The organism is Arthrobacter sp. THG-b23 (genome assembly GCF_059091265.1).
In genome coordinates this window covers 339004-356268 of sequence record NZ_JBNHGM010000003.1, presented here as the reverse complement: position 1 = coordinate 356268, position 17265 = coordinate 339004, and the positions used below count along the sequence as shown (strand labels likewise).

Below are 17265 nucleotides of genomic sequence, written 5' to 3'. Positions count from 1 at the left end.
TCAGCGCGTGGCGACCTCGTCGGGGCCCTCGACCGGGACTTCCTCCGTTGCCTGCCCCGCCACCCGGCGGTCCCACGCCTGCCGCACGGCGGCATCGGTGGGCTTCGTGAGCAGCGAAACCGCCACGTAGACCAGCGCGGAGGCGATCAGGCCGTAGTAGATGGGCTCGTTGGCATAAACGCCGGCATATTGTTCCTCGGCGTTGACCTCCAGCACGATCATGGTGGTCAGCGTGACGATGGTGCCGGCCGCCATGGACCACGCGGCGCCCAGGCCGGTGCCGCGCTTCCAGACGAGCCCGCCCAGGATTGCGACCAGCAGGCCGCCCACCAGGATGTCGTAGGCAATGGTCAGCGCGGCGACCACGTCCTGCACCACGATGGCCAGCAGGATCGAGACCGCACCCAATCCGAAGACCCACCACCGGTTGCCGGCCACGTCGTGTTCGGTGTTCTCGTGGTCGTAGTGGACGTGCTTGCCGAACCAGGAGGCGACGAACGGCACCACGTCGGCGCGCGCCACGGTCGCCGCGGCAATCAGGCAGCCGGACGCCGTCGACATCATCGCGGCCACGGCCGCGGCCAGCACGATGCCGCCGATGCCGATGGGCAGCAGGTTCATGGCCACGTCCGCGTAGACGTCGTCCTCGACTTCGATGGCGGGCAGCGCCACGGAGGCCGCCATGCCGATCATGGCGCCGGCGGCTCCGTAGAGGATGCAGTAGATGCCGGCCGTTGCGCCGCCCCAGCGGGCGACCCCGGGGTTGCGGGCGGTGAAGACGCGCTGCCAGATGTCCTGGCCGATCAGCAGGCCCAGTGTGTAGACCACGAAGTAGGTGATGATGGTCTGCACGCCGATGCCGGTCAGCGAGAAGAATTCCGCATCGACGCGCGCGCGGATGCCGTCCAGCCCGCCGGCGGCCGACCAGGTGAACGGCAGCATCAGCAGGAAGACGCCGACGGTCTTGATGATGAACTGTGCCATGTCGGCCAGCGTGATCGACCACATGCCGCCGACCGTGGAGTAGATCAGCACAATGGCGCCGCCGACGGCGATGGACAGCCAGCGCTCCCAGCCGAAGAGCACCACCATGATGGTGGCGTACGCCCCGGTGGACGTGGCGCAGAGCATGAGCGTGTACGCCAGCATGACGATGCCCGACACCTTGGTGGCGTGCACGCCGTACCGCAGGGTGAGCATCTGTGCCACGGTGTAGATCTTCAGTTTCTGCAGGGTCGGGGCAAAGAGCAGGCTCAGCAGCAGCACGCCGGAGCCGATCGCGACCACCAGCCACATGCCGGAGATGCCCCACTTGTAGCCCAGGCCCACCCCGCCGACGGTGGAGGCTCCACCCAGGACGACGGCGGCCATCGTGCCGGTGTAGAGGACGGGGCCGAGACGGCGGCCGGCCACCAGGTAGTCGCTGGTGTTCTTGGTGCGGGTTTTGCCCCACCACCCGAAGAGCAGCATGGCGGCCAGATAGGCCACCACAATCACGACGTTGACGATTTGATTGTCCATGGGGGCTCCAAGCGAGAATAACGCGGGACGACGTGCCGGAAATTGCCTGGGAGGCAACAAGTGTTGAGTGTTAAGCTAAATGTGGCACGGGGCACAGGTCAACTCGGCAGGCTGCCGGGGCTTCGGCGGAGTGCTTCCCTGCCCGCGCATGCCGTGTCCGTCGACTCTGCACCCAGAAGGATGATTAGTGAAGGCACTGCCAGTCGAACCCAGCAATGACCCGGTGGCCATAGGATCGCGGATCCGCGCCGCGCGCCAAGGCCAGCGCATGACCATCGAACAGGTGGCGGATTCGACGGGGCTCACCAAGGGATTCCTCAGCCGGGTGGAGCGCGATTTGACCTCGCCGTCGGTGGCATCGCTGGTCACCCTGTGCCAGGTGCTGTCCATTTCCATCGGGGACCTCTTCTCGATGCCGGAAACACATGTTTCGCGCGCGGGGGAGGGGCCGCGGATCAACTTGGGCGGCGAAGGCATCAAGGAGGAGTTGCTCACCGCCCGGCACGAGCGCCGGCTGCAGATCATCCGTGCCGTCATCGAACCGCGCGGCCGCGGGGAAGCCGATCTCTACTCGGTGGACTGCGACGTGGACGTCCTGCATGTGATCGCCGGCAGCATCACCCTGGTCTTCACCTCCGAACGCTATGAACTCGGCGCCGGCGACACCATTTCCTTCTCCGGCCGGGAGCCGCACACCTGGATCAACGAGAGCGACGAAGAGGCCATCGTCACCTGGACGCTGGTCCCGGCGGCCGCACGCTAGTGTGCCCGGACCGCGCGCGCTGCCGCGCGCTAGTGAGCCCGGACCGCGCGAGCGCTCGTGCTACCCGGGCCGCGGTCTTGACTGTTACCCCCACCACAAATAACATCTCAGGCAACAGATGTTGCACATAAGGCAACCACGCCGAGTCGGTCGCAGCCCGCTGACGCCGCCCCGAACCGCAACTGACCCGCCGCCCGCGATCCGCATTTGACCCACCGCCCGCGTCCCTCAGAGGAGAACCATGGAAGAGCTTCGTGTGGAAGCCAACGGCCATCTTGGCCCGATCGATTCGTCCCGCATCCCGCGTTACGCCGGAGCCGCCACCTTCGCCCGGCTGCCCCGCTTGGACCAGGTGCAGCAGGCGGACATCGCCGTCGTCGGCGTCCCCTTCGATTCCGGCGTTTCCTATCGTCCCGGCGCCCGCTTCGGCGCCAACCATGTGCGCGAGGCCTCGCGGCTGCTGCGACCGTACAATCCCGCCTGGGACCTCAGCCCGTTCGAAGAGGTCCAGGTGGCCGACGCCGGCGACATGGCCGTGAACCCGTTCAACATCAACGAAGCCATCGAGACCATCCAGCAGAACGCGCTCGACCTGACCGCGTCCGGCACCAAGCTGGTCACCCTCGGCGGCGACCACACCATCGCGCTGCCGCTGCTCCGCGCGGCCGCCGAGCGTGCGGGCGGTCCTGTCGCCATGCTGCATTTCGACGCGCACCTCGATACGTGGGACACCTACTTCGGCGCCGAGTACACGCACGGCACTCCGTTCCGCCGCGCGGTGGAGGAAGGCATCCTGGACACCGAGGCCATTTGCCACGTGGGCACCCGCGGCCCGCTCTACGGCAAGAGGGACCTCGACGACGACCATCGTTTCGGTTTCGGCATTGTCACCAGCTCCGACGTCTACTACGAGGGCGTCCGTGACGTGGTGGCCAAGCTGCGCGACCGGATCGGCGACACCCCGCTTTACATTTCGGTCGACATCGACGTGCTGGATCCGGCCCACGCACCCGGCACCGGAACCCCGGAGGCCGGCGGCATCACCAGCCGCGAGTTGCTGGAAATCATCCGCGGGTTCCGCGGCATGAACCTCGTCGGCGCCGACGTGGTGGAAGTGGCCCCGGCCTACGACCACGCGGAGATGACAGGGGTGGCCGGCAGCCATGTGGCCTACGAACTCGTCTCGTTGATGGCAGACAACGCTGCCGGCGGCGGGTCCGGCAACGGCTACAGCGCCCAGGCGCTGAAGCGCGCCGGCGCCACGGTGGGCAGCGGCAACGGATCTGATCAGGGGTCCTTCGAATGACAGAAACAGGGAAAGCCCCCTCCACCGAAGCGGTCTCAGCCGGACCGACCGTCCGCAATGGCGGGGACCTCGTCGTCGAAACCCTCAGCGCCTTGGGCGCGACGACGGTGTTCGGCATTCCGGGACAGCATGCCCTGGGCTTGTTCGACGCCTTGTCCCGGTCGTCGCTGCACTTCGTCTCCTCCCGGGTGGAGAACAACTCCGCATTCGCGGCGGACGGGTTCTCGCGTGCCACCGGCGAGGTCGGCGTGCTGTTCCTCTCCACCGGCCCCGGGGCCTTGACCTCGTTGGCCGGGCTGCAGGAGGCCTATGCCACCGGCGTGCCGATGGTGGTCATTGCCAGCCAGATTCCGCTGGAAGGCTTGGGCGCGCGCCGCAAGGGCATGCTGCACCAGCTCGACGACCAGAAGGCCTCGGCGGCCAATGTCACCAAGAGCCAGCGGTTGATCCAGCACGCTTCCGGCATTCCGTCGGCCATCCAGGACGCGTGGACCGAAGCGATCTCGTCGCCGCAGGGCCCGGTCTGGGTGGAGGTGCCGCAGAACGTGCTGCTGGACCCGATCATGGTGCCGCCGGTGGAGGACGCGTTGGCCGAGGCATTCGACAATCCGCCGCGGACCGAGCTGGTCAAGGAAGCCGTCCACTGGCTCTCCGAAGCCAAGCGCCCGGCCATCATCGCCGGCGGCGGCGCCCGCCGGGGCAAGGCCGAACCGTGGCTGCGCTCCATCGCGGAAAAGCTGCGTGCCCCGGTGGTCTGTTCGCCGGGCGGCAACGGCGCGTTCCCGTGGAACCACGAGCTCTCGCTCCAGTCTTGGGTCGAGGACCGGTACGTCACCGACGTCCTCGAAGATGCCGACGTGCTGGTGGTCGTGGGCTCGTCGCTGGGCGAAGTGACGAGCAACTATTTCACGATGGAACCGCGGGGACGGATCATCCAGATCGACGCCGAACCCCGGGTCCTCGAATCCAACGGCCCGGCCCTGGGCATTCGCGCAGACGCCGGCCAGGCACTGCAGGCGCTGGACGCAGCCCTCTCCGGCAATCCAGGCAACGGACCCGACTGGCACGGCCAAACGCCCGAGCAGCTGGTCAAGGACACGCTGGCCAGGGTCCAGGCGCGCCTGGACAGCCAGGATCTGGCCAAGGAGCGGACCTTCATGGCGGATATCCGCGAGGCCGTGCCAAACGACATGCAAACCTTTTGGGACATGACCATCTCCGCCTACTGGGCCTGGAGCTGCTGGGACTCGCGGGACGGGGAGTTCCACTCAGCCCAGGGCGCGGGCGGCCTGGGCTACGGTTTTCCCGGCGCCATCGGCGGCAGCGTCGGCCTGGCCAGCCAGGGAAAGACGGCCCGCGTGCTGGCCGTCTCCGGCGACGGCTCGGCCATGTATTCGATCAGCGAGTTGGCCACCGTCCGCCAGCACAACCTGCCGGTCACCTGGCTGATTGTGGACGACGGCGGCTACGGCATTCTGCGCGAATATATGGAAGGCGCGTTCGGCCGGGCGACGGCCACGGAACTGGCCCGGCCGGATTTTGTGGCCCTGGCGCAGGCCTTTGGCGTGCCGGCTCGCCGGGTGGCGCCGGAAGATATTGGCCCCGCGCTTCAGGAAAGCTTTGCCGCCGAGGGACCGAACGTCGTCGTCGTGGAGACCCTGCTCAAGATGTTCGCCCCCACGCACGTCTGACCCCGCCCCAGGCCGTGGGGCCCCAGCGCAGCGTTCAGGCCGGCACGCTCGCCCCTCCGCCCCGGGAGTCTCCCCGTGGGCGGGGGGCCTGGTAATCATCCGGACGGCTCAGGCCAGGAACGCGACCAGCCTGTCCTCGAGCGCAGCAAGATCGCCGGTCTTCTTGAACTCGCACTCCCAGACGGTGAGGACCTGCCAGCCCGCCGCCTCCAGCGCCGACCGCTGGGCTTCGTCGCGGGCCGCCGTACGCGACCGTTTGGCTTCCCAGAACCCGGCGTTGGACTGCGGCGCATGCCGGCCGACCTTGCAGTCATGGGCGTGCCAGAAGCAGCCGTTGACGAAGATCACCTTCCGCCGTCCGGCGAAGACCAGATCCGGTTTGCCCGGCAGCTTCGCGCCGCCTGAGCTGCCATGCAGGCGGTAGCGGTATCCCCTGGCATGCAGCAGTTTGCGGACCACCAGTTCGGGTTTGGTGTTCTTTCCGCGGATCTTGGCCATGTTGGCGCTGCGCTGCTGCGGGGTCAGCGAGTCGGCCATAGCTAAAGTTTAGGGGAACAACGGAACCGCCCGGCGGGCCGCCGGCCGCCAAGGTACGCCGTTCCCGCGTCCTGGAAACCCGGCTGCCGCTGCTAGGTTAAACCTAAGCGGCATGCGAAGGCCGCCCCTTACCTTCGAAAGGACCTTCGATGCGCTTGATCGGCACTTCGGACATCAAGATCTTCCCGCTCGCTCTGGGCGGCAACACCTTCGGCTGGACCTCCGACGAGTCCGGTTCGCAGCAGGTGCTGGATGCCTTCACCGAGGCCGGCGGCAACTTCATCGACACCGCGGACAGCTACTCCGCATGGGTTCCAGGAAACCGCGGGGGCGAATCCGAGGAGATCATCGGCCGCTGGATGACGGACCGGAAAAACCGTGAATCGGTGGTCATAGCCACGAAGGTCGGCGGGCATCCCGAGCTCCAGGGACTGTCGGCGGTGAACGTGGCCGCTGCCGCCGAGGCTTCGCTGCAGCGGCTGGGCACCGATTACATCGACTTGTACTACGCCCATTACGACGACGAGGGCACCCCGTTGATCGAGGCGGCCGCCGCCTTCGACGCCCTGGTGCGGGAAGGCAAGGTCCGCCAGATCGGGTTGTCCAACCTGTCCCCGGAGCGGATCACCGAGTGGATGAACATCGCACTGCAGAACGGCTTTGCGCTGCCGGTCGCGCTGCAGCCGCACTACAACCTGGTGGCCCGCAAGGACTACGAACAGGGCTATGCTCCGTTGGCCCGGGAGCACAACCTCTCGGTGTTCCCGTATTTCTCGCTGGCAGCGGGTTTCCTGGCGGGCAAGTACCACTCGACGGATGACGCCGACAGCAGCCAGCGCGGGGGCATGCTCCGTGATTACCTCACGGTCGAGGGCTTCGCGGTGGTGGACGCCTTGGAGACGGTCGCCCAGTCACGCGGCATCTGCCTCACGACGACGGCGCTCGCCTGGCTGCTGACCAAGCCCGGCATTACCGCGCCGCTGGCCAGCGCACGCACGCCCGAACAGCTGCCGGACCTGATGGCCGCCACGGATGTGGAGCTGACCGCCGAGGAAGTTGCCGCCTTGGACCGGGCGTCGCGGCCCTTCGCCTGACCGGCCCTTAACGACGACGGCGACGCCCGTGGGCATCGCCGTCGTCGGTGGCGGAAGCTCCGCCGTCGTCAATGGTGGGTTACAGCCAGCCGGCCGGATCCACAAGCTGACCGTCCTTGACCACCTCGAAGTGCAGGTGGCAGCCGGTGGAGTTGCCGGTGGTGCCCAGCTGGCCGATGACCTGGCCCTGGGCGACCTTCTGGCCCAGCGAAACGCCGATCGACTGCAGGTGGTTGTAGGTGGTCTTGAGGCCGCTGCTGTGCTCAACCACAATGCGGTTGCCGCCGCCGCCGACCTGCCAGCCGGCCTCAACGACCTTGCCGCCGTCGGCCGCATGAACAGGGGTGCCGCAGGCCATGGCGTAGTCAATGCCGGTGTGCAGCTCGCCGGCTGCCCCAGTGATCGGGTTCTGCCGGTAGCCGAAGCCGGAGGTCTGGTTCATGTTCGGGATCGGAGCGGCCAGCTTGCCGGTCGCAAAGCCGGCGGTCTTCGCCTTAGCTGCGGCGGCCTTCTTGGCTGCGGCGGCCTTCGCCTTCTTCTCCGCCGCGGCCTTCTTGGCGGCAGCTTCCTTGGCCGCAGCTTCGGCCTTGGCCTTCTTCTCCGCCTCGGCCTTCTTGGCGGCCGCTGCCTTTTCGTCGGCCTTCTTCTTTTCGGCGGCCGCGGCGGCAACCTGGGCTTCCTCCTGGGCAGCCTTGCTGTCTACCTTGGCCCGGTCAAACCCGAGTTCGGCCTCCTTGGCGGCCTGAATCTGCATGGGGCTTTGCTCCGAGGCTCGGTCAGTGCCAACATCGGCGGTGCCGCCAGCCTGGGCCACCGGAACCACTGCCGCGGCCAGGATGCCGGCGGCAACCGCAGCCAGGCCGGTCTTGCGGGCGAGGGAGTAGGCCGCCGGGGACGCTTCCCCTTCGCGGCGGGCAGGGGAGCCCTCGGTAGAACGGGTGATCTTCTTCCAGGTCGAACGGGAGATCTTGGACAGGGAGTTCGTGGGGGTGTCGGAACGGCGACGACCGCGCACAGGGTTTTTCACAGGGTTTCCTCTCTTGCGCCTGCGAAGTTAGCTGTCGGATTCGAGCGAGAGTTCACTCGGTCCTGCCGGCAGTCGGATGTCAGAGTCGGACTGCGCTGGTGAGGACTTCACCCCAAGGTGCCCCCAAGCACCGTAAGTGGTTCCTCCGCCCCTGCCTTCGATGTAAAGCTCGAATACTTCTGGCCCGCTGGCAGGGTTCGACGGGCGGGCCAGATGCCTACCTAGATAGATAGGAACAAACTCAAAATTACCGGAGCGACACGCGGCGTTACAAATTCGTTATCCGTGTTCCTCATCACCAGAAGCGCGTTAGGGCGGTGGTGATTCCTTCAATCAGGCCGAGTATTGAATGCACCCCGAAGCTCATGGCGCGCTGGGCCGTTACCGGAACCCGGCCGGGAAGTGAGGGGCCCTCACGACGACTGGAACCCCCCCCGCCGGGAAGTATCCGCGCCGCCGGGCAGCCTCCAGTTAGCATTAGCGGCCCGGCGCGCGCCAAGCCTTCGCAACGCTGCTCCCTGGAAAAATCTACGCAGCGGATCGTGGCGGCGCAGATCGCCGAAGCGGCGAAGGCCTGCCGTGATGAACGTAACAAGCAGGGCTGGCGCCCGATGCAGCCCCGTACCGGTCAGGCAGGCTGGCGCAGCAGGCCAAGCCCGGCGGCCAGGTGCGGTCCCGGCCGGCCACCCCGGTCCCGGCCGGCCACCCCGGTCCCGGCCGGCCACCCCGGTCCCGGCCGGCCACCCCGGTGCCGGCGGTCCCGGTCCCGACGATCCGGAGACGACCCAGACCGAAAACCCCAAGCTAGAGCGCGGCCGCTCCGGCCTCCGCCACGGACTGGTCCTGCTCCCCGGAGCCGCCGCTGACGCCGATCGAACCGATCACCTGGCCGTCGCGGGAAAGCGGGATGCCGCCGGCGAAGATCATGATCCGGCCGTGGTTGCTGGCATGGATACCGTAGAACTGGCTGCCCGGCTGCGAGTTGTCGCCCAGGTCCTTGGTCTGGATGTCGAACGCCCGCGAGGTGAATGCCTTGTTGATTGAGATGTCGATGCTGCCCAGCCACGCCCTGTCCATCCGCACATGGGAGACCAGGTTCCCGCCGGCGTCGGCCACGGCAATATTCATCGGCTGGCCGATCTCGGCGGCCTTGGCTTCCGCGGCGGCAATGACCCGGCGGGCATCTTCCAGAGTGACGGTGTCCATGTTTGCTCCTAAATCCAAAGCCTCGTTGAGGCCTAGCTGATGTAACCGTTGGGATTGAGCACGTATTTGGTGGCGGCACCGGCGTCGAACTCCGCATAGCCCTTCGGCGCGTCCTCCAGGGGGATGGCCGTGGCGTTCACGGCCTTCGCGATCTGCACCCTGTCATGCAGGATGGCCATCATCAGGGCGCGGTTGTACTTCATCACCGGGCACTGTCCGGTGGTGAAGGAGAGCGACTTGGCCCAGCCGGTGCCCAGCGAGAGCGAGAGCGAGCCCTTCTGTGCGGCCTCATCGATCCCGCCCGGGTCGCCGGTGACGTACAACCCCGGGATGCCCAGCGCACCGCCGGCCGCCGTGACCTCCATCAGCGAGTTCAGCACGGTTGCCGGCGCTTCCTGGGCGTCCTTGCCGTGCCCGCGGGCCTCGAACCCGACCGCGTCCACGCCGCAATCCACCTCCGGCACGCCCAAAAGCTGCTCGATCTGGTCCTTCGGATGGCCTTGGGAGACGTCCACGGTCTCGCAGCCGAAGCTGCGGGCCTGGGCGAGGCGGCCTTCGTTCATGTCCCCGACAATCACGACGGCGGCGCCCAGCAACTGCGCACTGGCGGCGGCGGCCAGCCCGACGGGTCCGGCCCCGGCAATGTACACCGTGGAGCCGACCCCAACGCCGGCGGTGACGGCGCCATGGAAGCCTGTGGGGAAGATGTCGGAGAGCATGGTCAGGTCCATGATCTTCTCCAGTGCCTGGTCCTTGTCCGGGAACTTCAGCAGGTTCCAGTCGGCGTAGGGCGCCAGCACGTACTCCGCCTGGCCGCCCACCCAGCCGCCCATGTCCACGTAGCCGTAGGCGCTGCCCGGGCGCTCCGGATTCACGTTCAGGCAGATGCCGGTCTTCCGCTCCTTGCAGTTCCGGCAGCGTCCGCACGCGATGTTGAAGGGGACGGAGACAATGTCGCCGACCTTGATGAACTCCACGTCGGAGCCAACTTCCACGACTTCGCCAGTGATCTCATGGCCCAGGACCAGGTTCTTCGGGGCAGTAGTGCGGCCCCGGACCATGTGCTGGTCGGAGCCGCAGATGTTCGTGGCAACGGTGCGCAGGATCGCTCCGTGCGATACCTGCCGGCCCACGTTGTCGGGGTGGACGCCCGGCCCGTCCTTGAGCTTGAAGCTCGGATAGTCGATGTCGATCACTTCGACCTTGCCGGGTTCCTTGTAAGCCACTGCTCGATTGCTGCTCATAGGGATTCTCTCTGATCCGGAGTCAAGGGTGGTGGGTGCCACGGTAGCCCTTTCGGCCGGGGGCTGGCTAGGGTCGGGGCCTCTTGCCCCTGCAGTCCTGCAACTCTTGTGGCCGGCAATGCCCTCAACAAGTGGGGCGAGCAGACGCTCGGCGGGAAGCGGATGTGGGGCCCGCATGGATTTTCCTGCAGCTGCACGACGCCCCGCCGCGCCAGGCGTGCCGACCGCGCCGTCCGCCGTCGGGCATGTTCCGGAATACCGACCGTCCGCTGTCGTCCCGCCCTTGGAATAATCCTGGCGGTGCCTTGGTTGACCCATATAGATGCGATTGCATGAAGAAACAAGGAGGGCCTCAGTGTCAGAGCGCAAGATCGTTGTTATATCCGCCGGACTCGGCGTACCGTCCTCCAGCCGGATGCTGGCCGACCAACTGGCTGCCTCTGCCGTGGACCAGTTCCGCCTGAAGGGCGTCGAGGCCGAGGTCCGAATGGTGGAACTGCGTGATTACGCTGTTGATATCGCCAACAACATGGTGACAGGCTACGCCGCGCCGAAGCTGGACGAAGTGCTCAAGGCAACGGTGGCAGCGGATGCGCTGATCGTGGTGACCCCGGTCTTCAGTGCCTCCTACAGCGGGCTGTTCAAGTCCTTCTTCGATGTGGTCGAGCCGCGCGCGCTCGCCGGTAAGCCGGTGCTCATGGCCGCCACCGGCGGCAGCGCCCGCCACTCCCTGGCGCTCGACTACGCCGTCCGTCCGCTGTTCAGCTACCTCAGGGCCCGCACGGTGCAGACAACAGTCTTCGCCGCACCGGAGGACTGGGGTGCCGGCGAGGCCGGAACCGGCGGGCTGTCCGAGCGTTCGGACCGGGCGGCCGCAGAACTGGTCGACCTGGTGGAGGGCGCTCCGGTAACCGAGCGCGGCCGTGGCGGCGTCGAATCCAAAAGCTTTGAGGAGATCCTAGCCAGCGTCGGTCACTGAATGAACGTCCACCGCTGAGCATGACGAAGGCCCGGTCGGGAGTGGTTTAGCGACGCGCACCAGCGCAGCGCAACCACCCGGACCGGGCCTTTGCCGTGGCTATAAGCGTTCCGGATCTTTGTCCTAACCCAGGCATGGGCTGCCCTCGCGGTGCCTCGCCGGGGCTTTAACGACGAGGCACCGCCGTTAGGCCGGTTGTCCGGCGCAACGGCGGTGCCTGGGTCAAGCTCCGTGCCTGGAGCTCGGCCGGCAGGTGTTACTTGACGGGGGTGATCAGCGCGGAGGCGCCGGCGCGGGCGGCATCGAAACGGGCGGCGACGTCGGCCCAGTTGACGATGTTCCAGAACGCCTTGACGTAATCGGCCTTGACGTTGACGTAGTCAAGGTAGAAGGCGTGCTCCCACATGTCCAGCATGAGCAGCGGGATGGTGCCCACCGGGATGTTGCCCTGCTGGTCGTAGAGCTGCTCGATGACCAGGTTGCCGCCCAGGGGCTCGTAGGCCAGCACGGCCCAGCCCGAGCCCTGCAGGCTCAGGGCTGCGGCGCCGAAGTGGCCGCGGAACGCGTCGAAGGAGCCGAAGTACTCATCGATGGCGGAGGCCAGCTCGCCGGTGGGCTTGTCGCCGCCTTCCGGGGAGAGGTTCTTCCAGAAGATCGAGTGGTTGGTGTGGCCGCCCAGGTGGAAGGCCAGGTCCTTGGACAGCTTCGGCACGTTGCCGAATTCGCCCTTGGAGCGGGCCTCGGCCAGCTGCTCCAGCGCGGTGTTCGCGCCGGCCACGTAGGTGGCGTGGTGCTTGGAGTGGTGCAGCTCCATGATCCTCGCCGAGATGTGCGGCTCCAGGGCCGCGTAATCGTAGTCGAGCTGGGGCAGTTCGTACTTGCTCATGTTCTTCCTCTCGTCGGAATTACTGTGCGGGAAACTACTCAGTGCACACTTCCGCCCGGCGCGGGCCGGGGTGGCCCGCGGGGCTGCCTCTTCACATTCAAACATGTCTGCGGCCGGCACTGTAGCCGGACCATCGCTAGGAGCTTAAGCGAGGCTCATCCGGGCAGCCGCAAAGTCCCGCGAAGGCCCCGAGCTCCTCCAGGCCGGCGGGCAGGGCGGGCAAGTAATCGGTCAGGGCCCGCGAGCGCACGATGACGGCCCGCCATTGTCCGCGCGACACGGCGACGTTGTTGCGGTTCCGGTTCAGCACGAATTCCATGCCGCGCGGTGCCTCTGCCGCGGCGGACACGGCGGTGGACACGATCACGACCGGCGCCTCCTGGCCTTGGAACTTGTCGACCGTGCCCACCCGGACCTCCGCCAGCCCGGCGCCGTCCAGCACGGAACGGATCAGCTGGACCTGGGCGTTGTAGGGTGCGACCACGAGAATGTCCGATCCGCCCAGGGCGCGGGGGCGGGCCGTGCCGTCTTCGCGCCAGGGCAGGCCCACGTGCCGGCGGACCTGGGCCAGTACTTCGGCGGCTTCTTCGGGCGACGATGTGGCGTTGCCGTGGTGGTCCACGTAAACGCATTGCACCCCGGGCGGAGGTCCTTCCAGCTGCCGCAAGGCGGCGGCCGGCGCCGACTTGAGCCGGCCCTCGTAAGCCAGGACGGAGACGGCCCGGCATAGGTCCGGATGCATGCGCCAGCTCAGGGCGAGGAAATAGCCCAGCTCCGGCGGCAGCGTGGCATGGCCGTCAGAGAGCCACCCGAGTGCCGACTCGTCGACCGGTTCGGGATGCGTGCCTTGGGTCACCTGGGGCAGTTGCTGCGGATCGCCCAACAGCAGCAGGCGCTTGGCGGCCCGGGAAACCGCCAGGGTGTTCGCCAGCGAGAACTGGCCGGCTTCGTGGATGACCAGCAGGTCCAGCGACTTCGGCGGGACAGCAGAGCCTGTCATGGTCCATGCCGTGCCGCCGACCAGCGCGCCTCCGGGGGACGCGAGCAGCCGTGCCACATCGTCATTACTCCGGTTGGGCCAGGGAAGATCATGGTCACCGTTGGGTTTCTTGGCAACTACTTCCGGCGGCACTCCGGCCTTTTCGATGGCGGCGCGCAGCATGTTGTCCACCACGGCATGTGACTGGCCGACGACGCCGACCTTCCAGCCCCGGGCCACCAACCGGGCCACGGCGTGCGAACCGACGTACGTCTTGCCGGTACCCGGCGGACCCTGGACCGCTAGGTAGGAATCGTGGAGATCTGCGACGGCGGCAGTGATCGCGTCAACATAGCCGTCCGGATGGTCCTGGACCTCGGGCAGCCGTGGCAGGGTGGCCAGTCGCGGCGGACGTCGGCGCAGCAGGTCCAGCGCCGGTTCGGCAGGGAAGCCGGGCAGCGTGCCGGCGACCGCGGCGGCGAGGTCCGCGAGGGCCTGGCGGATGGAGGTGGTGCGCAGCGGCTGGTCCGGCGTGAGCGCCACCGGGGGCTCAATGTACTCGTCGGCACCGCGCGGCAGCCGCTCCTTCACCAGAAGCGTGTCCTTTTCGCCGTCCGCACCCAGTTCCAGCACTTCGGCGCCGAAGCAGAACGCACGGTGATTGACGCCGTCGTTCTGGTCACAGAGAAACGCCGGGAAGGGCTGGTCGTAGAGCCGGCAGAGCAGGCTGCCTTCCTTGATGGTGGATCCCGGGGCCAGCCGGCCGGTGAGCCGCAGCACGCGGACCGGGTTGCTGCGCGACGTCGGCCTCTCCCACTCCGAAACCACGCGGGCCGAATCCACGGTGAAGACGTCGCGGGTATCCGCCCAGTCCTCAAACGGGGCATCGAGCCGGTCGAAATGCGCCCACCAGTACTGCTTGTCTTCCCGCCGGTGGTAGCCGACCGCGGCAGCGACCATGGCGACGGCCTGTTCATCGGCGGACAGCGTTTGGTTCCGACGGGCGGCACTTTCGGCGGCGGCCGCGACGTAGTCCTGCAGCCGCCGCTCCTCTGGCTGCAACGGCTCCTCCTCAGCAGCCGACGTCCCACTCACCGAGGATGCAGCAACCACCGCGGGGGCAACCATGCGCCCCGGCACAACGCCGCGCTCGGCCGCCAGCCGCAGAAGCCAGTTGCGCAGTTCCAACGTGGAGAGGCAGTCGTATTCGTTGTAGTCGGCAATGCTTTTCAGGACCGTGTCCGCCTCGGCGTCGTTGCCGGCGTCCCTGGCCGCACAATAGCGGGCGTACGCGACCACCGAGGCTCCGGCGTCTTTGACATCGCCGGAGCGCAGGTTGTCGCCCATATACAAGGGCTCGAGCTTCTTGATGCTGTAGGAGTTTTCCGAGATCCGCAGGCTGTGCCGGACCGTGTCGTACAGGTCCACCAGGATGCCCTCGCGCAGCAGGTCATCCACGGCTTCCTCGCCCACCAGGTGCTGCAGCGACAGCCGGCGCAAAGCGGCCTTCTCGTAGTTGGCGTAGTGGTAGATGTGCATCCCCGGATACTGGCGTCGCCGATCGGCGACATAATCCAGGAAGTCCGCCAGCGCCTGCCGTTCGCCTGAGCGGCTGTGCGCCCAGAAGGGTTTGAACGGCGGGGCCGCGCCGGCAGCCGGCGGATTCTCGACCACGCCGAAAAGGTACTCCAGGCCCCACACGCCGTCCTCGTCCTGCCAGAGCGGGTCGCCCTCGAAGTCGAAGAAGATGTCGCCGGGGTTGGGCGCAGTCAGGCGCGACAGCGTGTGCTGCTCCAGCACGCGGTACGAAACCTCGTGTTCTCCGCCGTCCTTCCGGTAAGTCACCCGGCCGTCCGGCTCGATGGAGCCGGTCTGCATCCGCGCCTGATCGCGGAGCCGGGCCAGCGAACCGTCGGGCGCTTCGCCAGCGGGAAGTTCCAGGGCGGCCAACTGGTCGATGGTGAAGATTCCTGCCGCGCGGAGTTTGCGGCGGCGCAGCGTGCTCATATTCGCCACCAGCAGCAGGTCCCGGTGTAGCTCAACCTGTTCGGAACAGTAGTTGCAGCGGCCGCAGGCGCCGACTCTTTCGTCTCCCCAACGGACCGGCTCCGGCTGTTCGCGGTGCATGGCGACCAGGTCCAGGAACCTGGCCCGGCGCTCGCGGAAGACCGGCAGCAGGTCGGTGAGGCTGTGGTCGCTGTGCTGCCGGTCGCCCAGCACCAGCGTCACGGTGGGAGCCGCGGTTATGCCGGCTTGGAGGAGTTGGTCGCCGTACGCGGCCAACTGCAGCAGCGCCGTGACCTTGGCGTGGCGGGCGAGTTTGGTGTCATAGACCGCGTAGGCGGCAGCTCCGCCGTCGTCATGGGTTTTAACCAGGAAATCCGAACGTCCATGGAACCGGCCGTCGAAGAAGGACGCCTGGAACACCACGTCTGCGCCGGAGCGCAGCGCCGCGATCGACTCGGCGTGCTTGGCCTGCAAGTCCTTCCGGGTGTAGCTACGGGTCTCGGCGATCTCCACGACGCCGGCGCCGAAGGTGTCGCGGAAGTGCTGCAGTACCCGGTGTTCGTGCAGATCGCCCAACTCCGCCGTGCGCTCGAGCATCTCGTCGCGGCCAAAATCCGCCACGGGGGAGCGCCCCAGCTTCTCGTCCAGCTTGCGCAGCAGTTGGTACTCGCACTGCGCGGCGATGACGAGGTCGCTGGCTGTGTAGATCAGATCGCGGTCAGCCCCGTCGACGTCGGAGTCGAGCAGAAACACGGTGCCTCCTTCAAGCAGGTGCGCAGGTGCCAACCCGGCCGGCGGCGGGTCCCCCCAACGATAACCCGCCGCCAGCCGGCGCCTGCCGGCACTTAAAGGTCTACCGCCCGGCACCGACATTTTCGCGAAAGGGGCACGGCCGCCCGGCCCTCGGTGCCTGTTACGCGATGTGACTTCAATCTCCAACGGCCCGGTAGCCGAACTGGCTATACTTCCAAAAGCTTCAAGAACTGTGGCCGCCAAGCTCCGACTTGGCCACATACCAACCCCACGCTCGTTGGGTGGTTCGGATGACGAAGCGGCCCGCATCAGCCCTTGGCTACCGGTGCGGGCAAGAGCACGCGAAAGGACGCGGCGCCCGGCGCCGGCTGCCATGGACATCCCTTACTCCGCGCAACTTCAGGTCTTGAGCCTGGCCGACTATGACCAGGTCTCCGCAGCGCGGGAGGCCTTCGTGGACTTCCTGCTGGATGCCGGGCGGCAAGCCCGCGGGCAGCAGAGCGACATCTCCGCGGCACAATGACCACGCGGACCGCGCCCACCGCGAATACCCCCGGAAGCACGTGGACCGGGCCCGCGCCTACGGCCCCTGGAAGCACGCGGACCGGGGCCGCGCCGACGGCCAATGCGCAGGCGCCTGCCGCGGCTTCCATACCGCGGCGCGCCCGTGGGCTGCTGTTGGACACCGACGTCGTGGTCGAGCTCAGGCGCGAAAGCCCGGACTCCGCCGTCGTCGACTTCCTGCAGCGGCGCCGCCGCTCCCGGGTCTACATTTCCGCACTGACGCTGGGGGAGCTGCGCGCGCTGAGCACCCAGGACGAGGCGCTGACCGGGCAGGCCGACGCGTGGCTGGCCGCGCTGACCGCGCGGTTCTCGGCATTTATCCTGCCGGTGGATCAGCAGGTGGCCGAGGCATGGGCGCCGCTGGCCATCCAGGACGTACCGGCCGTCGAGTCGCTGATCGCCGCAACGGCCTCCCGGCATTGCCTGACCGTGGTGTCCGGCAATGCCGAGGGGTACCGGCGGCTGGCGGTAGAAGCCTGCGACCCCTGGGCGCCGGCCCGGGACGGCTAAGTCGTGCCTCGCCGGGGCCGGGACAGCTAAGGTGTGCAGGCCGGTCCGACAGCTAGGTCGTGCGCGCCGCGGTGCAGGAAGCTTCGCGGCGCGGAAGACCCGCGTGGTGGAAGGCCGGGCGCCGGCCGACGGGTACGCCGTCGGGCATGCGGCAGCCCGCCGGCGGGAGCACACGCGGGCACCGACCCCTGTGACCAG

The 17265-nt window shown here is 67.6% G+C and carries 14 protein-coding genes and 2 riboswitches; of the genes, 7 read left to right on the top strand and 7 right to left on the bottom strand.

All coding sequences use genetic code 11. The features are described 5' to 3' along the window. Complete coding sequence (locus AC5RVD_RS08505; RefSeq protein ID WP_494111573.1) at positions 1-1521, bottom strand: sodium:solute symporter family protein; 1521 nt, start codon at positions 1519-1521, stop codon at positions 1-3. A 187-nt stretch (positions 1522-1708) separates the two neighbouring features. On the opposite strand from AC5RVD_RS08505, the gene AC5RVD_RS08500 reads away from it, so the two are divergent. The 3 genes from AC5RVD_RS08500 (at position 1709) to AC5RVD_RS08490 (ending at position 5281) form a co-directional block, all read left to right on the top strand. Next, complete coding sequence (locus AC5RVD_RS08500; RefSeq protein ID WP_494126677.1) at positions 1709-2284, top strand: helix-turn-helix domain-containing protein; 576 nt, start codon at positions 1709-1711, stop codon at positions 2282-2284. Positions 2285-2525: 241 nt separating this feature from the next. Further along, positions 2526-3590, top strand: a complete 1065-nt coding sequence (speB, locus tag AC5RVD_RS08495) for an agmatinase (protein WP_494126676.1) — start codon at positions 2526-2528, stop codon at positions 3588-3590. Next, on the top strand, positions 3587-5281 hold the full coding sequence (locus AC5RVD_RS08490) for a thiamine pyrophosphate-binding protein (RefSeq protein WP_494126675.1): 1695 nt from the start codon (positions 3587-3589) through the stop codon (positions 5279-5281). Before speB ends, AC5RVD_RS08490 begins: the two co-directional genes overlap by 4 nt. Positions 5282-5389: 108 nt before the next feature. Here the strand turns inward: AC5RVD_RS08490 and AC5RVD_RS08485 are convergent, their stop codons facing one another. Beyond that, the gene (locus AC5RVD_RS08485; RefSeq protein ID WP_494111577.1) at positions 5390-5818 is read right to left on the bottom strand and encodes a very short patch repair endonuclease; all 429 of its coding nucleotides are present in this window, start codon (positions 5816-5818) and stop codon (positions 5390-5392) included. A gap of 149 nt (positions 5819-5967) precedes the next feature. Between AC5RVD_RS08485 and AC5RVD_RS08480 the strand changes: the two genes are divergently transcribed. Then, on the top strand, positions 5968-6912 hold the full coding sequence (locus tag AC5RVD_RS08480) for an aldo/keto reductase (protein ID WP_494126674.1): 945 nt from the start codon (positions 5968-5970) through the stop codon (positions 6910-6912). Positions 6913-6991: 79 nt separating this feature from the next. Here the strand turns inward: AC5RVD_RS08480 and AC5RVD_RS08475 are convergent, their stop codons facing one another. The 3 genes from AC5RVD_RS08475 to fdhA form a co-directional block, all read right to left on the bottom strand. Beyond that, on the bottom strand, positions 6992-7939 hold the full coding sequence (locus tag AC5RVD_RS08475) for a M23 family metallopeptidase (RefSeq protein ID WP_494111579.1): 948 nt from the start codon (positions 7937-7939) through the stop codon (positions 6992-6994). A gap of 3 nt (positions 7940-7942) precedes the next feature. Beyond that, a riboswitch (cyclic di-AMP (ydaO/yuaA leader) is annotated at positions 7943-8119 on the bottom strand. A 624-nt stretch (positions 8120-8743) separates the two neighbouring features. Beyond that, on the bottom strand, positions 8744-9145 hold the full coding sequence (locus AC5RVD_RS08470) for a GlcG/HbpS family heme-binding protein (RefSeq protein WP_494126673.1): 402 nt from the start codon (positions 9143-9145) through the stop codon (positions 8744-8746). Between the two features lie 32 nt (positions 9146-9177). Further along, on the bottom strand, positions 9178-10389 hold the full coding sequence (gene fdhA / locus AC5RVD_RS08465; RefSeq protein ID WP_494122396.1) for a formaldehyde dehydrogenase, glutathione-independent: 1212 nt from the start codon (positions 10387-10389) through the stop codon (positions 9178-9180). Positions 10390-10744: 355 nt separating this feature from the next. Between fdhA and AC5RVD_RS08460 the strand changes: the two genes are divergently transcribed. Further along, entirely contained in the window at positions 10745-11368 is a 624-nt protein-coding gene (locus AC5RVD_RS08460; RefSeq protein ID WP_494126672.1) for an FMN reductase, read from the top strand. A gap of 256 nt (positions 11369-11624) precedes the next feature. On the opposite strand, the gene AC5RVD_RS08455 is transcribed toward AC5RVD_RS08460, so the two are convergent. Further along, the gene (locus AC5RVD_RS08455; RefSeq protein ID WP_494126671.1) at positions 11625-12254 is read right to left on the bottom strand and encodes a superoxide dismutase; all 630 of its coding nucleotides are present in this window, start codon (positions 12252-12254) and stop codon (positions 11625-11627) included. 136 nt (positions 12255-12390) lie between these two features. Continuing rightward, on the bottom strand, positions 12391-15993 hold the full coding sequence (locus tag AC5RVD_RS08450) for a TM0106 family RecB-like putative nuclease (protein ID WP_494126670.1): 3603 nt from the start codon (positions 15991-15993) through the stop codon (positions 12391-12393). A gap of 221 nt (positions 15994-16214) precedes the next feature. Further along, positions 16215-16337: riboswitch (SAM riboswitch) on the top strand. A 29-nt stretch (positions 16338-16366) separates the two neighbouring features. Between AC5RVD_RS08450 and AC5RVD_RS08445 the strand changes: the two genes are divergently transcribed. After that, on the top strand, positions 16367-16516 hold the full coding sequence (locus AC5RVD_RS08445; protein WP_494126669.1) for a hypothetical protein: 150 nt from the start codon (positions 16367-16369) through the stop codon (positions 16514-16516). Then, the gene (locus AC5RVD_RS08440; protein WP_494126668.1) at positions 16513-17067 is read left to right on the top strand and encodes a PIN domain-containing protein; all 555 of its coding nucleotides are present in this window, start codon (positions 16513-16515) and stop codon (positions 17065-17067) included. Before AC5RVD_RS08445 ends, AC5RVD_RS08440 begins: the two co-directional genes overlap by 4 nt. Positions 17068-17265 lie beyond the last annotated feature (198 nt).

Bases quoted from the DNA above. Each gene is read 5' to 3' on its own strand.
- AC5RVD_RS08485 (WP_494111577.1), bottom strand. From the start codon at position 5,818: ATGGCCGACTCGCTGACCCCGCAGCAGCGCAGCGCCAACATGGCCAAG.
- AC5RVD_RS08445 (WP_494126669.1), top strand. From the start codon at position 16,367: ATGGACATCCCTTACTCCGCGCAACTTCAGGTCTTGAGCCTGGCCGAC.
- AC5RVD_RS08440 (WP_494126668.1), top strand. From the start codon at position 16,513: ATGACCACGCGGACCGCGCCCACCGCGAATACCCCCGGAAGCACGTGG.
- fdhA (WP_494122396.1), bottom strand. From the start codon at position 10,389: ATGAGCAGCAATCGAGCAGTGGCTTACAAGGAACCCGGCAAGGTCGAA.
- AC5RVD_RS08480 (WP_494126674.1), top strand. From the start codon at position 5,968: ATGCGCTTGATCGGCACTTCGGACATCAAGATCTTCCCGCTCGCTCTG.
- AC5RVD_RS08470 (WP_494126673.1), bottom strand. From the start codon at position 9,145: ATGGACACCGTCACTCTGGAAGATGCCCGCCGGGTCATTGCCGCCGCG.
- speB (WP_494126676.1), top strand. From the start codon at position 2,526: ATGGAAGAGCTTCGTGTGGAAGCCAACGGCCATCTTGGCCCGATCGAT.
- AC5RVD_RS08455 (WP_494126671.1), bottom strand. From the start codon at position 12,254: ATGAGCAAGTACGAACTGCCCCAGCTCGACTACGATTACGCGGCCCTG.
- AC5RVD_RS08505 (WP_494111573.1), bottom strand. From the start codon at position 1,521: ATGGACAATCAAATCGTCAACGTCGTGATTGTGGTGGCCTATCTGGCC.
- AC5RVD_RS08490 (WP_494126675.1), top strand. From the start codon at position 3,587: ATGACAGAAACAGGGAAAGCCCCCTCCACCGAAGCGGTCTCAGCCGGA.